The organism is Streptomyces polygonati (assembly GCF_042650325.1).
Lineage (GTDB): Bacteria > Actinomycetota > Actinomycetes > Streptomycetales > Streptomycetaceae > Actinacidiphila > Actinacidiphila polygonati.
This window is the reverse complement of record NZ_JBHSBB010000009.1, coordinates 472,149-490,381: the sequence shown is the minus strand read 5'-3', so window position 1 is coordinate 490,381 and position 18,233 is coordinate 472,149. Positions and strand designations below refer to the sequence as shown.

General features: G+C 73.1%; 17 protein-coding genes and 1 tRNA gene. 7 read left to right on the top strand and 11 right to left on the bottom strand.

Annotation, left to right across the window (positions count from 1 at the left end; genetic code table 11):
- Positions 1 to 21: 21 nt before the first annotated feature.
- From ACFO3J_RS12340 to ACFO3J_RS12325, 4 genes are all read right to left on the bottom strand, one after another.
- Complete coding sequence (locus tag ACFO3J_RS12340; RefSeq protein WP_386429062.1) at positions 22 to 672, bottom strand: methylated-DNA--[protein]-cysteine S-methyltransferase; 651 nt, start codon at positions 670 to 672, stop codon at positions 22 to 24.
- Positions 669 to 1,220, bottom strand: a complete 552-nt coding sequence (locus ACFO3J_RS12335) for an RNA polymerase sigma factor (protein WP_386429060.1) — start codon at positions 1,218 to 1,220, stop codon at positions 669 to 671. The genes ACFO3J_RS12340 and ACFO3J_RS12335 overlap by 4 nt, the downstream gene beginning before the upstream one ends.
- A 97-nt stretch (positions 1,221 to 1,317) precedes the next feature.
- Entirely contained in the window at positions 1,318 to 2,133 is an 816-nt protein-coding gene (locus ACFO3J_RS12330; protein ID WP_386429058.1) for a family 1 encapsulin nanocompartment shell protein, read from the bottom strand.
- Positions 2,130 to 3,209, bottom strand: a complete 1,080-nt coding sequence (locus ACFO3J_RS12325; RefSeq protein WP_386429056.1) for a Dyp-type peroxidase — start codon at positions 3,207 to 3,209, stop codon at positions 2,130 to 2,132. Before ACFO3J_RS12325 ends, ACFO3J_RS12330 begins: the two co-directional genes overlap by 4 nt.
- 412 nt (positions 3,210 to 3,621) lie before the next feature.
- On the opposite strand from ACFO3J_RS12325, the gene ACFO3J_RS12320 reads away from it, so the two are divergent.
- From ACFO3J_RS12320 to ACFO3J_RS12310, 3 genes are all read left to right on the top strand, one after another.
- Positions 3,622 to 5,277: an alpha-amylase family protein gene (locus ACFO3J_RS12320; RefSeq protein WP_386429054.1), complete on the top strand. Its 1,656-nt coding sequence runs from the start codon at positions 3,622 to 3,624 to the stop codon at positions 5,275 to 5,277.
- A 72-nt stretch (positions 5,278 to 5,349) separates the two neighbouring features.
- On the top strand, positions 5,350 to 5,760 hold the full coding sequence (locus ACFO3J_RS12315; protein ID WP_386429052.1) for an ester cyclase: 411 nt from the start codon (positions 5,350 to 5,352) through the stop codon (positions 5,758 to 5,760).
- 69 nt (positions 5,761 to 5,829) lie between these two features.
- Positions 5,830 to 7,542 (top strand): MFS transporter, encoded by a 1,713-nt coding sequence (locus tag ACFO3J_RS12310; RefSeq protein WP_386429050.1) that lies wholly within the window; start codon positions 5,830 to 5,832, stop codon positions 7,540 to 7,542.
- 49 nt (positions 7,543 to 7,591) lie between these two features.
- Here ACFO3J_RS12310 and ACFO3J_RS12305 read toward each other — a convergent pair whose 3' ends face one another.
- From ACFO3J_RS12305 to ACFO3J_RS12285, 5 genes are all read right to left on the bottom strand, one after another.
- Positions 7,592 to 8,653 carry a hypothetical protein gene (locus tag ACFO3J_RS12305; protein WP_386429048.1) on the bottom strand — a complete coding sequence of 354 codons (1,062 nt, stop codon included), beginning with the start codon at positions 8,651 to 8,653 and terminating at the stop codon, positions 7,592 to 7,594.
- 179 nt (positions 8,654 to 8,832) lie between these two features.
- Entirely contained in the window at positions 8,833 to 9,366 is a 534-nt protein-coding gene (locus ACFO3J_RS12300) for a COG4315 family predicted lipoprotein (protein WP_386429046.1), read from the bottom strand.
- Between the two features lie 224 nt (positions 9,367 to 9,590).
- The gene (locus ACFO3J_RS12295) at positions 9,591 to 10,613 is read right to left on the bottom strand and encodes an LLM class flavin-dependent oxidoreductase (protein WP_386429044.1); all 1,023 of its coding nucleotides are present in this window, start codon (positions 10,611 to 10,613) and stop codon (positions 9,591 to 9,593) included.
- Positions 10,613 to 11,533, bottom strand: a complete 921-nt coding sequence (locus ACFO3J_RS12290; protein WP_386429042.1) for an ATP-grasp domain-containing protein — start codon at positions 11,531 to 11,533, stop codon at positions 10,613 to 10,615. The genes ACFO3J_RS12295 and ACFO3J_RS12290 overlap by 1 nt, the downstream gene beginning before the upstream one ends.
- 259 nt (positions 11,534 to 11,792) lie before the next feature.
- Positions 11,793 to 11,877: transfer RNA gene (locus ACFO3J_RS12285), tRNA-Leu, on the bottom strand.
- Between the two features lie 222 nt (positions 11,878 to 12,099).
- Between ACFO3J_RS12285 and ACFO3J_RS12280 the strand changes: the two genes are divergently transcribed.
- The 3 genes from ACFO3J_RS12280 to ACFO3J_RS12270 all read left to right on the top strand — a co-directional run bounded on the left by ACFO3J_RS12280 (position 12,100) and on the right by ACFO3J_RS12270 (position 14,782).
- The gene (locus ACFO3J_RS12280; RefSeq protein WP_386429040.1) at positions 12,100 to 13,437 is read left to right on the top strand and encodes a M20/M25/M40 family metallo-hydrolase; all 1,338 of its coding nucleotides are present in this window, start codon (positions 12,100 to 12,102) and stop codon (positions 13,435 to 13,437) included.
- 158 nt (positions 13,438 to 13,595) lie between these two features.
- Positions 13,596 to 13,829, top strand: coding sequence for a chaplin ChpH (gene chpH, locus ACFO3J_RS12275; protein WP_386429038.1), 234 nt, complete (start codon positions 13,596 to 13,598; stop codon positions 13,827 to 13,829).
- A 167-nt stretch (positions 13,830 to 13,996) separates the two neighbouring features.
- On the top strand, positions 13,997 to 14,782 hold the full coding sequence (locus ACFO3J_RS12270; RefSeq protein WP_386429036.1) for a chaplin: 786 nt from the start codon (positions 13,997 to 13,999) through the stop codon (positions 14,780 to 14,782).
- Between the two features lie 123 nt (positions 14,783 to 14,905).
- Here ACFO3J_RS12270 and ACFO3J_RS12265 read toward each other — a convergent pair whose 3' ends face one another.
- Entirely contained in the window at positions 14,906 to 15,094 is a 189-nt protein-coding gene (locus tag ACFO3J_RS12265) for a DUF5703 family protein (RefSeq protein WP_386429034.1), read from the bottom strand.
- Positions 15,095 to 15,141: 47 nt separating this feature from the next.
- Here ACFO3J_RS12265 and ACFO3J_RS12260 point away from each other — a divergent pair, with 47 nt between their 5' ends.
- Positions 15,142 to 15,750 carry a hypothetical protein gene (locus ACFO3J_RS12260; RefSeq protein WP_386429032.1) on the top strand — a complete coding sequence of 203 codons (609 nt, stop codon included), beginning with the start codon at positions 15,142 to 15,144 and terminating at the stop codon, positions 15,748 to 15,750.
- A gap of 118 nt (positions 15,751 to 15,868) precedes the next feature.
- Here the strand turns inward: ACFO3J_RS12260 and ACFO3J_RS12255 are convergent, their stop codons facing one another.
- Entirely contained in the window at positions 15,869 to 18,211 is a 2,343-nt protein-coding gene (locus ACFO3J_RS12255) for a helix-hairpin-helix domain-containing protein (RefSeq protein WP_386429030.1), read from the bottom strand.
- Positions 18,212 to 18,233 lie beyond the last annotated feature (22 nt).

Genomic DNA, 18,233 nt, shown 5'->3' with positions numbered 1-18,233 from the left:
CCGGGGGTGCCACGCCACCCGTCACGCCGCCGCCTCCAGCCCCAGCAGCAGCCGCTTGGCCGCGTCGCCGCCCGCGTACCGGCCGGGGGTGCCGTCGGAGCGTACGACCCGGTGGCACGGCACGATCAGCGGCAGCGGGTTGGTGGCGCAGGCGGTGCCGACCGCCCGGACCGCCCGCGGGCTGCCCGCCGCGACGGCGACCTGCGCGTAGCTCTCGGTGCGCCCGTAGCCGATCTCCGGCAGATGGGCCAGGACGTCCCGCCGGAAGCCCTTCGACAGCCGCCAGTCCAGCGGCAGTTCGAACCGCTTGCGACGCCCGGCGAAATACGCGTCGATCTGCCGGGCCGCCTCGTCCAGCCGGCCGGGGGCGTTCAGCACCCGCGGGCTGATCAGCTCGGCGAGCTGCCGCAGCACCGCCTGATGGTCCTGTACGGCGTAGGCGACCTTGACCAGGCCCTGCTCGGTGGCGGCCAGCAGCAAGGGCCCGGCCGGGGTGTCGAGGACGCGGTAGGCGACGTCGAGGACACCTTCGTGCATCGCGTCCCGGGCCAGGCGCTCGCGCAGCCGGCCCATCGCCGCGGGGTCCTGCTCGGGCAGGCCGGCGAACAGGTTCTCGCCGCCGGGGTCGCCGTGGTCGCCGGGGTGGTCGGTGGTGGTTGTGGTCATGGTCATGGTCGTCTCCTCGCTGCCGTCGTGCCGTCTTCTGACGTGTGCGCGGCGCCGTCCGCCGCGGGACCCGGGCCGGTGGGATGCCGCGGGTAGGTGCGGCGCAGCGTCTTCATGCCGTCGGCCGCGGCTCTGCGGGCCGCGTCGGTGCTGCCGCCGGTGAGCGCGGCGATCTCCCGGTAGGGCAGGCCGGCCAGATAGTGGTAGGCCACCACCTGCCGCTGCCGCTCCGGCAGCGCCTTCAGCGCCGCCCACAGGTCGGGGTCCCAGTCGTCCTGCCTGCCGGTACGCCCGGGCCGGTCCGGCGGCTCCCCGACGGGGACGGCGCGGCGGGCCGAGCCGCGGGTGATGTCGATGGCCTTGCGGTGGGCGACGGTCACCAGCCACGCCTCGACGTTCGCGTCGGCCGGCAGCTCGGGATACGCCCGCAGGGCCGCCAGGAACGTCTCCGACCAGGCGTCCTCCGCGTCGTGCGGACCCAGCACCGCCCGTACGACGCGGAGCACCATCGGGCCGTGGTCGGTCACGATCTGTTCGAAGGGTGGCTTGCTCACACCCGGTAAACGACGGGGAGACCCGGAACGTGAGACCGGATACCGGCCCGGGCCCTTTTGGTACGGGCCCGGGCCGGTATCGCGGCTGAGCGCGGGGTCAGACGGGTGTGGCGGCCGGCTGGAGCGCCACCGCGGCCTCGGCGGTGTGGACCAGGAAGGTCAAGGACTCCTGGAAGTACAGCTCGACGGTGTCGGCGTCGTGCCCGAGATAGCCGATCGAGACGTCCTGGCCAAGGCGCAGCTCGAAATCGCCGCCCCGGGTGGCGAGCAGGAAGGCGCCGTCGATGGCCGGGGCCCAGATGATGTCGCCGTTCACCAGGCGGGCGAGGTGCTCGTGGATCGGGTAGCCGTGGTCGGAGGTCTCATTCACCGCGGTGTAGGCGTCCGCGCTGAGCGCCAGGGTGTAGGCGCCGTCCACACCGGCCAGCCGCAGTGCCGAGATGGCCCGGCTGATCACGTCCGGGTAGGCCCGTACGTCGGCGGGGAGCGTCAGTCCGGTGTTGGACGAGGCCGCCCGGATGCCGGTGATGCCCGCGGCCGGATAGCCCTCGAAGACCGCCCGGTCCTCGGCGAAGGCCAGGGCGCGCGCGGCGTCCTTGACCGGCTGCCAGTCGGCGTCCCGCGCGCCGCGCTCCACGTCGTCCACCTGGGCGCGGTCGACGGTGAACGGCACCCGCAGCTCGACCACCGGCTGCGAGCGGCGGACACGGGCGATCACGCCGTCGCCCGGCGCGGGCACCGCGGGGTCCAGGTGCCCGGTGGACACCGCGGCCAGTTCGAGGCCGCCGGGCTCGGGGACGTCCACGATGCGGCGGGCGGCCACATTGCGCTTGAAGGTGCGGGTCGCCTCCGCCTCCAGGTCCGCCCAGGCGGCCGCGGAGACGGGGGCCAGTTCACGGTGCAGATTGTTCACGGGGTCGTGCTCCTGTTCAGATTGCCGATGCCCAGGCTGCCGTCGGCCGGCCGGGGGATGGGGGCGGGCGCGGGAGGAGCCGGCGCCGGGGACGTGGCGGCGCCGGCCGCCGGCCGTGCGGGCTGGTCGTCGAGGAAGTCGGCGGCGGGCACGTAGAACAGCGTGCCGGTGACCGCCGTGGAGAAGTCCAGGACACGGTCGTGGCTGGCGGTCCCCGTCCCCAGGAACATGTTGCGCAGCATCCGCTCGGTGACGTCGGGAGTGCGGGCGTAGCCGATGAAGTAGGTGCCGAACTCGCCCCGGCCCGGACTGCCGAACGGCATGTTGTCCCGCAGGATGTCCCGCTCGGTGCCGTCCGGGTCGGTGATGGTGTTCAGCGCGACATGGGAGGCGTCCTCGTCCAGCTCGATGTTGGTCGCCTTCGTGCGCCCTATGATCCTCTCCTGCGCCTCGACCGGCAGCGTGTTCCAGGCGTCCAGGTCGTGCAGGTACTTCTGCACGATCACATAGCTGCCGCCCGCGTGCGCCGGGTCCTCGCCGCCGATCAGCACCGCGTCGCGCGCGACGTCGCCCACCGGGTTCTCGGTGCCGTCCACGAAGCCCAGCAGGTCCCGCGCGTCGAGGTACATGAAGCCCTGCACCTCGTCCTGGAGGGTCACCGCGCCGCCCAGCCGCCGCATGATCTCGGCGGCGAGCTGGAAGCAGAGGTCCTGGCGGCGGGCGCGCACATGGAACAGCAGGTCGCCGGGGGTGGAGGGCGCGCGGTGGCGGGCACCTTCCAGCGCGGTGAAGGGACGCAGCTCCGCCGGGCGCGGGTAGTCGTACAGCCGGTCCCACACCTCGGAGCCGACCGCGGCCACACAGCTCAGCGAGGAACCGGGCGCCCCGAAGCCGAACGCCCGCTCCAGCCCGGCGAGATCGGCGAGCAGGCCGCGTACCGCCTCCTCGCCGCCGGGGTCGACGGTGACGACCAGGAAGGTCGCGAAGGTGGTCAGCGGGCTGAGCACCGGCTGCGGCTCCGACCCGGGAACCGGCTCCGGCGCGGACCCGGCCGCCGGTGGCGTTGCGGATGTCAAACCGTTCTCCTGCCCTTCGTACGGCTCTCTGCTCTCTGCCCGGCACCGGGTCTCGCCACCGGGCGCCTGGCATGCCGCCCGGTGATCACACCGGCTCCCCTGGACCCTACTGGCTGCCCTGCCGGGGCGGGCCGCCGCACCCCGACCGCGGCCGCCGGCGCTCCAGGGACAGAGCGTCTCCCGCATCACCTTCCATCCGGCGCCCGCGCCCCCTCCGGCGGAGAGCGCCGGCTGACACAAGCGAACGCCACCGGGCCGCGCCGCGCGCCGCGCACGACGCGAAAGACCGCCGGAAGCGGCATCATTTCGCGGCGCGCGGCCAAGCGGCCCCTATGAGACCTCTCGCCGCACCCCGCCCGCACGCGCCCAGCGTCCAGCACCGCGCCCAGCGCCTCGCCCGCCGGGGGCGGTGATGGCCGAGCACTGGTACAAGCAGGCAGTGGTCTACTGCGTCGAGGTGGACTCCTTCCAGGACTCCGACGGCGACGGCATCGGGGACCTGCGCGGTCTGGCCGGCCGGCTGGACTACATCGCCCGGCTCGGAGCCACCTGCCTGTGGCTGAACCCCATCCACCCGTCCCCGCTGAAGGACGACGGCTACGACGTCACCGACTACTACGCCATCGATCCGCGCCTCGGCACCCTCGGTGACTTCGCCGACCTGCTGCGGCTGGCCGCCGACCGGGGCCTGCGGGTGATCATGGACCTGGTGGTCAACCACACCTCCGACCAGCACCCGTGGTTCACCTCCGCGGTCTCCGACCCCGACTCGCCGTACCGCGACTGGTACGTCTGGTCCGACAAGGAGCCCGACGACCGCCGCCAGGGCATGGTCTTCCCCGGTGAGCAGGACGAGACCTGGACGTACTCCCGCAAAGCGGGCGCCTGGTACTACCACCGGTTCTACGACTGCGAGCCCGACCTCGACATCGCCAACCCGCGGGTGCGCGAGGAGATCAAACGCATCACCGGCTTCTGGGCGCAGCTCGGCGTGTCCGGATTCCGGCTGGACGCGGCCCCGTTCGTCATCGAACTGACCCGCCCGGACCAGCCCGACCCGCCGGAGGACTGGAACTTCCTGACCGAGCTGCGCGAGCACCTGTCGTGGATCAGGGGCGACGCGGTGATCCTCGCCGAGGCGAACGCCAAGCCCGAGCGGCTGCCCGAGTTCTTCGGGGACGCGGCCGGCTCCGGCGACCGGATGCACATGCTCTTCGACTTCCAGCTCAACGCCCGGCTGCTGCTCGCGCTGGCCCGGGGCGACGCGGGGCCGGTCAGGGACGTCCTGCGCGACAGCCCCGGGATACCCTCGTCCGCCCAGTGGGCCACCTTCCTGCGCCTGCACGACGAGGCCGACCTCAGCCAGCTCGACGACCAGGAACGCCAGGACGTCTTCGCCGCCTTCGGCCCGGACCCGGACATGCAGCTCTACGACCGCGGTATCCGCCGCCGCTTCGCCCCGATGCTCGGCGGGGACCAGGCCCGCCTCCGGCTCTCCTACGCGCTGCTGCTGGCGCTGCGGGGCACCCCGGTCCTGCGCTACGGCGAGGAGATCGGTATGGGCGAGGACCTGCGCCTGCACGGGCGGGACGCCATCCGCACCCCGATGCAGTGGTCCGCCCACCGCGGCGGCGGCTTCAGCACCGCGCCCAGCCAGGCCAACGCCTCCCGGCTGATCCGGCAGGGGCCCTTCGGCTACAAGCACGTCAATGTCACCGACCAGCGGCGCGACCCCGACTCCCTGCTGACCTTCCTCGAACACGCCATCCGGATGCTCCGCGAGTGCCCCGAGGTGGGCGAGGGCGGCGCCTCCTGCCTCACCGACGGCGCCATACCCCCCTCCGTGCTCGTGCACCGCGCCGACTCCCGCTCCGGCTCGATGCTCTTCCTCCACAACCTCGCTCCCACCCCCGTCACCCTCACCCTCGACCCCGCGCCGGCCACCGGCCCCGATTTCGGCGAGGTCTTCTCCGACCACCCCTACGACGACCCGACGCCCGACTTCGCCGATCTCCCGCTGGGCCCTTACGGCTTCCGCTGGATCCGCCTGAAGCGCCACTCGGGCTGAGCGTTTGTCGGGTGGGCGATTTGGATACGGAGAGACCCTGATCACGTCAATGCCGACGGCAGGGGAAACGCCATGTCCCAGCAGATCAATATCGCCACCCAGACCGCTTTCGGCGAAGCCGTGGCGAGCGGCGACCTCGACGCCTTCGTGGAACTCGTCGCGCCCGACTCGGTCGATCACGACCCGGCCCCGGTGCAGGGCCCGGGGCCGGAGGGCTTCAAAGCCATGTTCGCCCAGCTGCGGGCCGCGTTTCCCGATCTGCGGGTCGAGGTGGACCATCTGGTGGCGACCGACGACGAATTGGCGTTCGCCTACACCATCAAGGGAACCCATCGCGGCGAGCTGAACGGTCACGCGCCGACCGGCAGGCCGGTGAGCTACCGGGGAATGCAGATCAGCCGTTTCGTGGACGGGAAAATCGTCGAGCGCTGGGGAAGCAGCGACGAATTGGGAATGATGCGGCAGCTCGGCCTCATCAGCTGAGCACCGGCCGACCCCGTATGCCGGGCCGGGCTCCGAGTCCGCGATGACCGAGCGGTCAAGAGGGTGAGGATGATCAAGGGGCCGCTGGCGCGGGCGGGAGGCCGTTCGCCGGAGGAGCGCTACCGGTGGGTGGCCCTGACCAACACCACCGCCGCGGTGTTCATGGCGCAGCTCGACGGCTCCATCGTGATCATCGCGCTGCCGGCGATCTTCCGGGGCATCCGCCTCGACCCGCTGGCGCCGGGGAACATCGGCTATCTGCTGTGGATGATCATGGGCTACCGGCTGGTGCAGGCGGTCCTGGTGGTCACCGTCGGCCGGCTCGGCGACATGTTCGGCCGGGTCAGGATCTACAACGCCGGCTTCGCGGTGTTCACCGTGGCGTCGGTGCTGCTGTCCTTCGATCCGTTCCACAGCGGCCACGGAGCGCTCTGGCTGATCGGCTGGCGGCTGCTGCAGGCGGTGGGCGGTTCCATGCTCACCGCCAACTCGGTGGCCATCCTGACCGACGCGTTCCCCGCCGACCGCCGCGGCTTCGCCCTCGGCATCAATCAGGTGGCCGCCCTGGCCGGGCAGTTCATCGGCCTGGTCGCGGGCGGTCTGCTGGCCGCTGTCGACTGGCGGGCGGTGTTCTGGGTGAATGTGCCCGTCGGCCTGTTCGGCACCTGGTGGGCGTACCGCAGACTCCGCGAGACCAGCTCGCGCGGCGGCGGACGTATCGACTGGTGGGGCAACATCACCTTCGCCGTCGGGCTGAGCGCGGTCCTGATCGGCGTCACCCAGTCGCTCCAGCCCTACCGGGGCCACACCATGGGCTGGTCGAACCCCGAGGTCTACCTCCTGGTGGCGGGCGGCGTGGCGCTGCTGGTGGCGTTCGTCGTGATCGAGACCAGGATCGCCGCGCCGATGATCCAGCTCGGCCTGTTCCGGATCAGGGCCTTCACGGCGGGCAATGTGGCCGGCTTCGCGGTGTCCACCGCCCGCGGCGGCCTCCAGTTCGTGCTCATCATCTGGCTGCAGGGGATCTGGCTGCCGCTGCACGGCTACGACTTCAGCCGGACGCCGCTGTGGGCGGGCATCTTCCTACTGCCGCTGACGGCTGGCTTCCTCGTCTCCGGGCCGGTGGCGGGCACCCTCTCCGACCGCTTCGGCGCCCGGGGCTTCGCCTCGGCCGGCATGCTGGTGTTCGGCGGCAGCTTCATCGGTCTGACCCTGCTGCCGGTGGACTTCCCGTACTGGGCGTTCGCCCTGATCATCACCGCCAACGGCATCGGCAGCGGTATGTTCGGCGCGCCCAACTCCTCCTCGATCATGAGCAGCGTGCCCGCCGACCAGCGGGGTGTGGCCTCCGGGATGCGCGCGACCTTCCAGAACGCCGGCACCGCGCTGTCGATCGGGGCCTTCATCTCGCTGATGGTCGCCGGGCTGTCCACCAGCCTGCCGGAGTCGCTCGCGGGCGGGCTGGAGGGGCAGGGCGTCCCGCACGGCGTCGCCCAGCATGTCGCCACCCTGCCGCCGGTGTCGTCGCTGTTCTCGGCGGTCCTCGGCGTGAATCCGATCCAGCATCTGCTGGCGCCCAGCGGAGTGCTCAGCACCCTGCCCGCCCAGGCCCAACGGACCATCACCGGCCGGGAGTTCTTCCCGCACCTGCTGTCCGGCCCCTTCCACCAGGGCCTGGTGGTGGTCTTCACGGTGGCCACCGCCCTGTCCGCGCTGGCCGGCGTCGCGTCCCTGCTGCGCGGACCGCGGGCGCGGGTGGGGGACGGGACCGAGGGGCGATGAGCCCGCGCGGAGCGTCCGGACCCGCCGTACGAGGCGAGTGCCCGCCGGCTCAGCCGGTGAAGCCGATGTGCACGTGGTCGTGGTGGGTGTCGTCGGAGAAGAACTGGTTCGGCGTGGCACCGCCCGACAGCTGTACGGGGCCGCCCACGTTGTACGACCCCGCCGCGGCCGCCGCGCGCATGAACGCGGTGATCAGGGCCCGTGAGGTCGCCGGGTCCACCACCGGACGGCCGTTGATCCGCCAGACGTCGAAGGCCCGGCCCCGGGGGTGGTCGCTCGGGCGGGTGGTGCCGAAGACGTCCAGCGGATGGCCGGAGCGGACGACGCTGACCGAGATCCGGTAGGTGCCCGCGAGGTGGGTCATCGCCCGCAGCACACTGCTGTGCACGGCTCCGCTGCGGATGTCCGCCGCCGCGTCCGGCGGCAGCTGGATCCGGGAATCGGTGAGCACCGCCCGCGCGGCCGTGCCCAGGCTCACGGCCGGCCCCGGCGCCGCGGGGTGCAGAGCGGTCACGCCCCAGCCGGCGGAGGTCCGGGTGAGCCGTACGTCCACGGTCGTCCCGCCGTGGCGGACCGTCCCCCCGGTCATCGTGGCCTGGTCGCACACGACCAGGACGCTCGCGGAGTCGGGCAGGATGCCGCCGTACTGCGCGTCGATCACGCGGACGACCGCCGCGTCCGCGGCCGGCGTCAGCGAACCGGTCCCGGCGGCGAGGCGGGTGGCCAGCCCGGCCGGCAGACCCAGCGCGGCGGCCCGGGCGGCCGCGCGGCGCGCACCGCCCTGTCCGGTCCGCCAGGTGCCGAACGCCTCGACCAGCCGGACGGCGGCGAGTTTGGCGGCGGGCTGGATCTCCCCGGGACCGGGCAGCCAGAACACCGGCGCCGGCAGCGCCCCACCGCTCGGGGGCGTGCTCACGGCGGGGGAGGAGGACGACGACGGGCCGGGCGATCCGGAAGCGGCCGGGGTACCGTCGGCCGCGGGCGCCTTCGTCCCCGTCGTCGCGGCGTTCGAGCAGCCGGTGGCGGCGCACCAGGCGACCGCGCCGGTCAGCAGCGTACGGCGGCCGACGGCTCCGGACGGGCCGGGGTGGATCGTGGGACGACGGGCCATGACCGGCTCCTCGGACGGGCGGCGGTGCTGAGCGGAGAACGCCGGCCCGGCGCACCGGGCGCACCGGGCGCGGTTCCGGCAGCGGGCGGTCGTGGGTCCGGCGTGCGGGCGCGAGCCGGATCAAGGCCAGGCCCGGCAGCGGGCTGCCCGGCTTGGCCTTGAGGTTCATGGCGTCGGGGTCACGGCTTGGTGGTGACCTTGTTGCCGTCCGCGTCGACGGCCCACCACAGGGCGCCGAACTGGTTGAGTCCCTGGCCGTTGGCCTGGCCGGCCTTGGTGTCGTTCACGAAGCCGTAGAGCGGGTGCCCGTTGTACGTGACCTGGGTGCCGCCGGACCCCTTGGTGGTGCCGAGCAGGTTGCTCTTGGCGCTGCCGGTGGCCTTGGCCGTGCCGGAGGTGTGCAGCGGCGGCCAGGCGACGGCGCAGGCACCGGAGCAGTTGGACTTGTTCTTGGTGTCCTTCATGAACAGGTAGAGCGTCTTGCCCTTGCCGTCGACCAGGACCTCACCGAGCTTGCCGACGGACTTGGTGGTCACCGTGGCCTGCGAGGTGGCGGCCTTCACTTCGGTGTCGGCCGCCGCGGTGTTGGCGGCGACCGTCGCCTCGGGCGCGGGCTCGGCGGCCTTCTTGGTGCTGGACGAACAGCCGCTCGCCGCGGTGGCGAGCAGCAGGGCGGCGACGGTCCAGGAGGCCGTCTTTGCGGTGCGATTCATCAAAGGCTCCAGGTGGTGTGCTTGGGCCGGGAACCCCCACCCTCGGGCCTGCGGGCCCCTCACCACCGTCGCCCACGCCCACGGACCGCGCGGCGCCGACCATTCAGACCAACCGCTGCGCCGGATGGACTACGGTCCGGGGCCGGCGCACGCACCGCCCGGCCCCGGACCGTGTCCGGCGACCCACCGGTCGCCGGACGCCGTCGCTCATTGCCTGCGCGCGGCTACTTCCACCCCGGCGTGATGACGTCGCGGCCGAAGCGCGCCATCTCGGTGTGCTGGGGGGAGAACTGAAGGAGCATGAGGTCGACGCCGGCTTCCTCGTACGCCCGGATACGCGCGGTGATCTGCTCGGGGGTGCCGACCAGTCCGGCCCGCAGGCCGCGGTTGGAGACGCTGTACTCCTCCAGCGAGACCTGCGACTCCAGCTGCGAGCCCTCCACGAAGTCCTGGTAGGAGGCGTAGGCCTCGGGGGAGGAGCGGACATCGAGGATACGGCGCAGCTCCTGCTGGGCCTCCTCCTCGGTGTCGCGGCAGATCACATAGCCGGACACGCCGAAGGTCAGCGGCGCGAGCCCGCGGGCCGACCGGCGCTCGCGCATGTCGGCGATCTTCGCGGCGATGGTCTCGGGCGAGTCGCCGTGCATCACATAGGCGTCGCCCCGGGTGGAGATGAGGTCCTTGGCGGTGGGCGACTCACCACCCATGTAGAGCGTCGGCCGGCGGACCGGCTTGGGCTCCAGGACGGTGCCCTCCAGGTCGTACAGCCCGCCGTGGTGGGTGACGGTCTCCTCGGTCAGCAGCCGGTTCAGCACTTCGAGCCACTCGCCGGTGCGGGCGTAGCGGGCGTCGTGCACATCGAAGGGGACGCCGTACTGGGTGGCCTCGTCCTTCCACCAGGAGGAGACCACGTTCAGGCTCAGCCGGCCGGGGGCGACGGTGTCCAGGGTGGACAGGGCCTTAGCGGTGAGCGACGGCAGGTGGTAGTTGGGGCGCACGGCCAGCATGAGTTCGAGGCGGCTGGTGACGGCGGCGACGGCGGGTGCCAGCGTCCAGGCGTCGAGGCTCGGCGCGCGGTGCCCCTTGATGTCGTTGAGATTCAGCTCGGCGATCAGGGTGAGGTCGAAGCCCTGGTCCTCGCTCGCGACCGCGAGATCGCGGATGTAGGGCCAGTCGATGGACATGGCCTCGTCCGGGACGTTGCGCAGCCAGCCGCCGAATATCGGCATCCAGTATCCGAAGCGCATCAGCGGGTCTCCTCTTCCGCGATCAGCCGCTTGAGCAGGCGGGCGATCTGCTGGGGTCCCGAGCGCGGTGCCACGCTCTCCACCTCGGGGTTGTAGTTGGTGTTGGTGTTGACGTCGTAGGTGACCAGGCGGCCGTCGGTGGTCTCGATGAACTCGAAGCCGGCCACCTCGATGCCGTGGCGGCGGGCGAAGTCCAGATACTGCCCGAGGACCGGGTGGTCGAAGTCCTCGCGCAGGGCGAACAGACTCGGCGCGTCCGGGCCGCCGTCGATGGCGCAGGCGTCGGCCGGGCACAGCTCGAAGCCGCCGCGGGCGGTGTCGGCGGTGAGCGCGTAGACCACCTCGCCGTCGACGATCTCGACCCGGGTGATCCTCGGCTCGGCGGCCGGCAGGTATTCCTGCAGCAGCGTGATGCCGTCCACCGGCGACTGGTGGTCCGGGTCGGCGAGGTGGTCGGCGAAGGCGTCGACACTGTCGAAGAGCGCGACCCCGAGGCCCTTGCCGCCCTGGTTGTGCTTGACGATGAAGGGCGACGGCAGCTCGGCCGCGGCCGCCAGCAGCTCGCCGCCGCCGACCACCGCCAGGGTGCGCGGCACCGCTATGCCGGCCGCGCGCAGCGCGGTGAGCTGGTCGACCTTGCTCATCTCCAGCTCCAGCACCCGCCGCCCGTTGACCACCCGCCGGCCGTGCGCCTCCAGCCAGTTCAGCACCGACCGGGTGTGGTCCTTGGCCAGCACATGGCCGCGGGTGTGCGCGGAGGCGCTCATCCTCGACCAGAAGACGCCCTGCGGCGGCTCGGCGTCGAGATCCAGCCGTCCCTCACCGAGCAGCCACTGCTCGTGGTCCACACCCTCGGCCTCGAAGGCCGCGGCGAAGGGCGGATACCAGTCCGGGTTCTCGTGGATCACATACGCCTTCACCTGATATGCCGCCTTCCGCAGATTCCTGTCCCGGACCGAGGTTATCGCACGGGTTTTCGCAGGCGGCGGGCCCTGCCGCGGCTCACCGGGGGGCGGGAGACGGCCCACCGCGGGGCCACGCGTGCGGAGCGGCGCGAAGGGTCGCGAAGGGTTGTAAAGGGTCGCGAGGGGTCAGGAGGGGTCACGAGGGGTTCGCCGACAGCAAGAAGTCCGGACCGAATCGATCTCGGCCCGGACTGTGCTGGGGAGTTGTGCTGGGTGTCCGAGGGGGGACTTGAACCCCCACGCCCGATAAAGGGCACTAGCACCTCAAGCTAGCGCGTCTGCCATTCCGCCACCCGGACCGGGTGTGTCACCGCGGCCTCGGGGCCGTGGCGACGAGGTAAACCATAGCAAAGATCGAAGGGCGCTCGATCACGCTGTCGGACCGGCGCCGGGGGGCGGTGCGGGGGAGTGCCGGGGGAGTCTTGGGGGCGGTGGGGGTCGCGGGGGAGGATGGGGGCGGCAGCGGTCGCGGCCGCCGGGGCGGGTTGGCGGGCGCGGCAGGGAACGAGTGAGGAGTCAGCGTGGGCGAATCGGAGTCGGGCAGGGCGGACGGCGTGCGGGGCACGGGCGAGGACGAGGTGGTCGCGCTGTGCAGTGAGCTGATCCGGATCGACACCAGCAACTACGGCGACCACTCGGGGCCGGGGGAGCGGGCCGCCGCGGAGTACGTCGCGGAGAAGCTCGCCGAGGTCGGTCTCGAACCGCGGATCTTCGAGTCGCACAAGGGCCGGGCGTCCACTGTCGCCCGGATCGAGGGCGAGGACCGCTCACGGCCCGCGCTGCTCATCCACGGGCACACCGACGTGGTGCCGGCCAACGCCGACGACTGGACCCGGGACCCCTTCGGCGGCGAGGTCGCCGACGGCTGCGTGTGGGGCCGCGGCGCGGTCGACATGAAGGACATGGACGCGATGACGCTCGCCGTCGTACGCGACCGGCTGCGCAGTGGCCGCAAGCCGCCGCGTGACATCGTGCTGGCCTTCCTCGCCGACGAGGAGGCGGGCGGCGTCTTCGGCGCCAAGCACCTGGTCGACAAGCACCCCGACCTGTTCGAGGGCGTCACCGAGGCGATCGGCGAGGTCGGCGGCTTCTCCTTCACCGTCAACGAGAACCTCCGGCTGTATCTGATCGAGACCGCCGAGAAGGGCATGCACTGGATGCGGCTCACGGTGGACGGCACCGCGGGCCACGGCTCGATGACCAACAAGGACAACGCGATCACGGAGCTGTGCGAAGCCGTCGGGCGGCTCGGCCGGCACGAGTTCCCGGTACGGGTCACCAAGTCGGTACGCGGCTTCCTCGACGAGCTGTCCGACGCGTTCGGCACCGAGTTGGACCCCGAGGACATGGAGACCACGCTCGCCAAGCTCGGCGGCATCGCCAGGATGATCGGCACCACGCTGCGCAACACCGCCGCGCCGACCATGCTCGGCGCCGGCTACAAGGTCAACGTCATCCCCGGGCAGGCCACCGCCCATGTGGACGGGCGCTTCCTGCCCGGCTACGAGGAGGAGTTCCTCGCCGACCTGGACCGGGTGCTCGGCCCCCGGGTGAAGCGGGAGACGCTGCACTCCGACAAGGCGCTGGAGACCGACTTCGACGGCTCGCTGGTGGACGCGATGCAGGCGGCGCTCAAGGCGGAGGACCCGATCGCGCGGGCGGTGCCCTACATGCTGTCCGGCGGCACCGACGCGAAGTCCTTCGCCGACCTGGGCATCCGCTGCTTCGGCTTCGCGCCGCTCCAGCTGCCGCCCGAACTGGACTTCGCCGGGATGTTCCACGGGGTGGACGAGCGGGTGCCGGTGGACGGTCTGCGTTTCGGCGTACGTGTGCTCGACCGGTTCATCGAAAGCTGCTGAAACGGGTGAAGGTCTCGGGCATGTGTGCCCGTGAGCCGGGGGTGCGTCCCCGGTAAGAGTGAATGAACCGGTGCTTTCGTAGCTCTAATTCATCCGGCCTCGTTACGACGTGTGTGGTCCGCGGCTGGGATCACACATGTCCCACGAGGAGGAACTCAATGATCAAGAAGGTTGTCGCTGCTGCGGCCGCCACCGGCGGTCTGGTGCTCGCGGGCGCCGGGTTCGCCTACGCCGACTCCGGGGCGCAGGGCGCCGCGGTGCAGTCGCCGGGCGTGCTGTCCGGCAATGTCGTGCAGATCCCGGTGCATGTGCCGGTGAATGTCTGCGGCAATACGATCAACGTCGTCGGGCTGCTCAACCCCGCCTTCGGCAACACCTGCGTCAACCAGTAGTCCTCCGCCGGCCGTGACGGCCGGATCGGCCCCGGGCGCGTTCGTTCGCGCCGCGGGGCCGATCGTCATTTTCGCCGGACGCGGTCGGACAACGCATTGATACGCAGATACGCAGATCCGCAGATACGCAGGTATGCGGAACAGAGAAGGCAGGGATGTCAGAAGTCATGCGACAGATCACGAAGAGGGGTCTGCTCACCGTCGTCGCCACCGGCGGCGTGCTGGCCGCGACCGGCGGCGGGTTCGCCTACGCGGACGCCGGCGCGGCGGGTGCGGCAGTGGGTTCGCCGGGCGTGCTGTCCGGCAACGCGGTGCAGATCCCGGTGCATGTGCCGGTGAATGTGTGCGGCAACACGATCGACGTCATCGGGCTGCTGAACCCGGTGTTCGGCAACGCGTGCGGCAACGCATCCGTGCACACGACGCCCCCGGCCGTGCCCGGCTCCCCGGGCACGCCGCGGAACCCCGGCCAGCCGGGCACCCCCGGTGAGCCCGGTGAGCCCGGCATTCCGAGCCACCCGGTCCACCCGGGCCACCCCGGTACGCCGGGCAACCCCGGCACTCCGGGCCAGCCCGGTACGCCGGGCAACCCAGGGACCCCGGGCACGCCCGGTAACCCGGGTACTCCCGGCACCCCCGGACAGCCGGGCATCCCCGGTATCCCCGGTACGCCCGGTAACCCCGGCACTCCGGGCCAGCCCGGTACGCCCGGTAACCCCGGCACTCCGGGCAACCCCGGCACTCCCGGTACCCCGGTCACCCCGGGTCAGCCCGCCAACCCCGGCGGCGCCACACCGGTCACGAACCCGGGGACCGGCACCGGCGGCGGACCCCGTACCCCCACGCTGGCGCACACCGGCGCGGACGGCATCGGGCTGGCCGCGCCCGCGGCCGGCGCGCTTGTGCTCGGCGGCGGGCTGCTCTACCGTCGCGGCCGGGCCGCCCGGCGCTGACCGCAGGCCGTAGGACCCCGCGGGCTCAGGGGCCCGCCCTGACGGGACCGGGCGGCGCGACAGCCGCCCGGCCACCCACCCGCGGGCGCCCGCCGGACCGCGGGCGGCACCAGCACCCCGCGGTCACCATGTCGCTCTGACCTGGCGGATGATGCGCCGGCGCAGGCGGACCCGGCGGCTGCCGTCGGCATAGAGCCGGACCCGGTCCAGCTCCCAGTGCCCGTACTCCGCCTCGTCGGTCAACAGGCGTGTCGCGTCCTTGCGGGAGACCCCGCGCGCCACGTACATCTCTCTGAATTCGTATTCCGGCATCGCATCTATTGTGCAAGCAACGCCCCGGTGCGGATAGCGTCTGCATCATGTCTGATGACGTGCAGCCCACCGTGGCCGAGGTCCGCGCCGCGGTCGAGGCGTTCAAGGCCGCGCTCGACCGTCACCTCGACGCGATCGAGAACCGCGCCGGCGGGGACGACCCCGCGGTCTACGCGGCGTTCGAGGCGCTGGCCTCGGCCGCCGAGGTGTATGACGAGTTGCTGTACGACAGCTACGACGAGGTGACGCCCTTCGAAGTGCCGGCCGGCGACGCGATGCCGGAGTACGCCGGCCCCGAGGAGCCGGAAGCGGTCAGCGTGCTGATCCGCCGGGACTACACCATTGTCGAGCCCGACCGGCTGTTCGCCCAGGCCAGACGGGCGGGCGAGGGTGACGACGACGCGGACACCACCACCGTCAACGCCGCGATCGGGGTGATCTTCGGGGAGTACGAACCCGATGACATCGCTCAGCGCCACAAGGAGTTCGGCCTGGAGGAGGGCGACTCCACGCTGTGGGTCTCGGCGGTGGATCCGGCCGAACCGGGGGAGTGGCTCGACGCGCCCTTCGAACAGGCCGACCCGCAGCTGGTGATCTGCCGCTTCGACGTGAGCACGGTCTTCGACGACGAGCTCAGCGTCCTCGACCCGGACTAGGCCGGGACCGGCCGACCCGGCGGCGGAAGGGCGGGGGCGCGGACCGGCGCCCCCGCCCCGGTGCGGGCCCCGGAACCGGGCCGCACGGCCCGGACCCGGATCGGGAGTGAGAGCCGGCTCACACGTCCGCCGACAGCTCCCGCAGCACGTCCGCCAGCCTGCTCGTCCGCTCCTTGGCGGCGGGCCCGGCGATCGCCTGGGCCAGGCCCTGGTCGGCGCCCTGCACCACCGACAGATGCCGTTCGCCACGGGCGAACGCCGTATACACCCAGGAACGGGTCAGCAGCGGTCCCGCGTCGCCCGGTACGACCACCACGACCGCGGGCCAGCGCATCCCGGCCGCCTGATGACCGGTGATCGCCCAGCCGTGCCGCAGCTTGCCGGCCACCTCCTCGCGGGGCACGAGCACGCTGCCGGCCTCGCCCTCCAGCCGCAGCCCGCCCGGCTCCGCGCCCACCACCGTGCCCGGCAGGGTGTGACCGGGCGCCGGGACGTGCACCACGCGGTCGCCCGGGTCGAAGCCGCCGAAGCGGCCCGGGCCGGGATTGAGCCGTTCCTTGAGCGCGGCGTTCAGCGCCCGGGTGCCGACCGCGCCGCCATGGGCGACGGTGATCACCTGTGTCCGGTCCGCCGGCACACCGATCGCCCGGGGCACGGAGTCGGCGACCAACTGGACCGTACGCAGCAGGGCTTCCTGCGGATCACGGACCGGCACCACCACGACCTCGCGGTCCGGGGCCTCGACCGCGGCGAGTTCACCGACGCTCACATACGAGGTCAGCTCGCCGATCGGACCCGGGTCGGGGGTGCGGGAGGTGACGCGCGGGCAGACCTTGGCGGCCAGCAGATCGGCGAAGGCGCGGCCGGGTCCCGCCGACCACAGCGTGTGCGGGTCGCCGCTGAGCACCAGCCGGGCGCCGTCCGGGACCGCCTCCACCAGGTCGGTGGCCTCCTCCACGGACAACTGCTGGGCGTCGAGTACGGCGAGCAGGTCGAGGGCCAGGGAGCTGTCCTCGGCGCGGCCCGGGCCGGTCGCGCCGTCGAGCAGCCCGGCCACGGTCAGCGCCGCCTCCTCGCCCACCGCCTCGGCGAGACGGCGGCGGCCGTTCTCGGTGTAGGCGACGGCGTAGGCGCGCAGGCCGGCCGCCCTGGCCGCCGTGACCAGCGTGGCGGGCTCCGCGCGGGCCGCCTCACCGCCCGTGTGCGCGACCAGGCCGCTGCCGGCGGCGGCACGGATCAGCTCGGCGGCGGAGGCCGAGGGCGCGTCGGCCGCGGCCTTCTCCCAGTCGGCGCCGTCCTCCTCGGCCGCGCCGCCGCCGAAGGAGCGCAGCAGCCGGATCAGGCCGTCGGCGAGGCTCTCCTCCGCGAGGGCGTAGCGGTCCAGGCCGAGCAGCAGCGGTACGTCCGCCGCCGCGCCCCCGGCCTCCCCGTCCGCCGCGTCGTCCTCGGCGTCCTCCTCACCCTCGAACGCGTCGTCGGCGCCGAATTCCAGCAGGCCGCCGTCCTCCACCGCGGCGGCCACGGCGGCGTCCGGGTCCGCGACGGCGTGCCGGGCCAGCGCGGTCTTGAGGGCGTCGGCGGTCAGGGCGGTGTGGCCCTGCTCGGCGGCCCGCTCCATCAGATACGCGACCAGGGCGCCCGCCCGGCGGGCGTCCCCGGGTCCCGACCCATCGCCGAGCAGGGCGCGGGCGAAGGCGTCCGCGTCCTCCACCCGGACACCCGGCAGCCCGAGCACACCCCACGGGTCGGCCCGCAGCGCCTCACCGGCCCGCTCGCCGAGCCTGCGGACGGCCTCCTCCGCCAGCTCGCCGGGCGCCCCGCCGGCCAGCAGCACCCGGCGGGCCTCCTCGACCGCCGCCGCGTCGACGGCCACCGGGCGCCGGGCGGCGGCGGGCGGGCGCTTACGGGTGGCGGCGAGCGGGGTGGTGGCCGGAGTCGCGGCCCCGGCGGTCTGGTCCGGGAACGACGGGTCCGCCGCCGGGGAGCCCTCCTCGGCGACGCGCGAGTCCGTAACGCGCGAGTCCGCGATACCCGAGTCCGCGGCGTCCGTAGCCGCCGGGTCCGTTTCCGCGACGCCCTCGCCCCCGCCCCCGTCCCCGCTCTCGTCCGCCGCCGCGGAAGCCCCGGGTGAGCCGGCCGCGGGCGCCAGGCCCGCTTCCGCCGCCTCGGCTGCCTGGAGCGCCGCGGCCTCCGCCGCCATCGCCTCGCGCCGCTTGCGCCGTGCCTCCGCCGCGTCCCCGCGCGGTGCCGGGGCCACCGGGCTCTCCCCGCGCTCGATCGACCGTACGGCCGCCGCCAGCCCGGCGAGGTCCGGCCGGGGCGCGGGAGCCCGGCCGGCGCCGGACGCGGCCGCCCCGTCCGGGCGTTCGGCGTCCGCCGCGACGGGAGCGGGCGCGGGGGCGGGCCCACCGGCCCCCTGAGCGGGCCGCGGGGTCGGGGGGAAGGTCGGGGTGTCGGTCACTGCGGGGGCCTCCGTGGAGCGG

Bases quoted from the DNA above. Each gene is read 5' to 3' on its own strand.
- ACFO3J_RS12300 (WP_386429046.1), bottom strand. From the start codon at position 9,366: ATGAATCGCACCGCAAAGACGGCCTCCTGGACCGTCGCCGCCCTGCTG.
- ACFO3J_RS12265 (WP_386429034.1), bottom strand. From the start codon at position 15,094: ATGCCGGAATACGAATTCAGAGAGATGTACGTGGCGCGCGGGGTCTCC.
- ACFO3J_RS12270 (WP_386429036.1), top strand. From the start codon at position 13,997: ATGCGACAGATCACGAAGAGGGGTCTGCTCACCGTCGTCGCCACCGGC.
- ACFO3J_RS12310 (WP_386429050.1), top strand. From the start codon at position 5,830: ATGATCAAGGGGCCGCTGGCGCGGGCGGGAGGCCGTTCGCCGGAGGAG.
- ACFO3J_RS12315 (WP_386429052.1), top strand. From the start codon at position 5,350: ATGTCCCAGCAGATCAATATCGCCACCCAGACCGCTTTCGGCGAAGCC.
- ACFO3J_RS12305 (WP_386429048.1), bottom strand. From the start codon at position 8,653: ATGGCCCGTCGTCCCACGATCCACCCCGGCCCGTCCGGAGCCGTCGGC.
- ACFO3J_RS12340 (WP_386429062.1), bottom strand. From the start codon at position 672: ATGACCATGACCACAACCACCACCGACCACCCCGGCGACCACGGCGAC.
- ACFO3J_RS12320 (WP_386429054.1), top strand. From the start codon at position 3,622: ATGGCCGAGCACTGGTACAAGCAGGCAGTGGTCTACTGCGTCGAGGTG.
- ACFO3J_RS12295 (WP_386429044.1), bottom strand. From the start codon at position 10,613: ATGCGCTTCGGATACTGGATGCCGATATTCGGCGGCTGGCTGCGCAAC.
- ACFO3J_RS12260 (WP_386429032.1), top strand. From the start codon at position 15,142: ATGTCTGATGACGTGCAGCCCACCGTGGCCGAGGTCCGCGCCGCGGTC.
- chpH (WP_386429038.1), top strand. From the start codon at position 13,596: ATGATCAAGAAGGTTGTCGCTGCTGCGGCCGCCACCGGCGGTCTGGTG.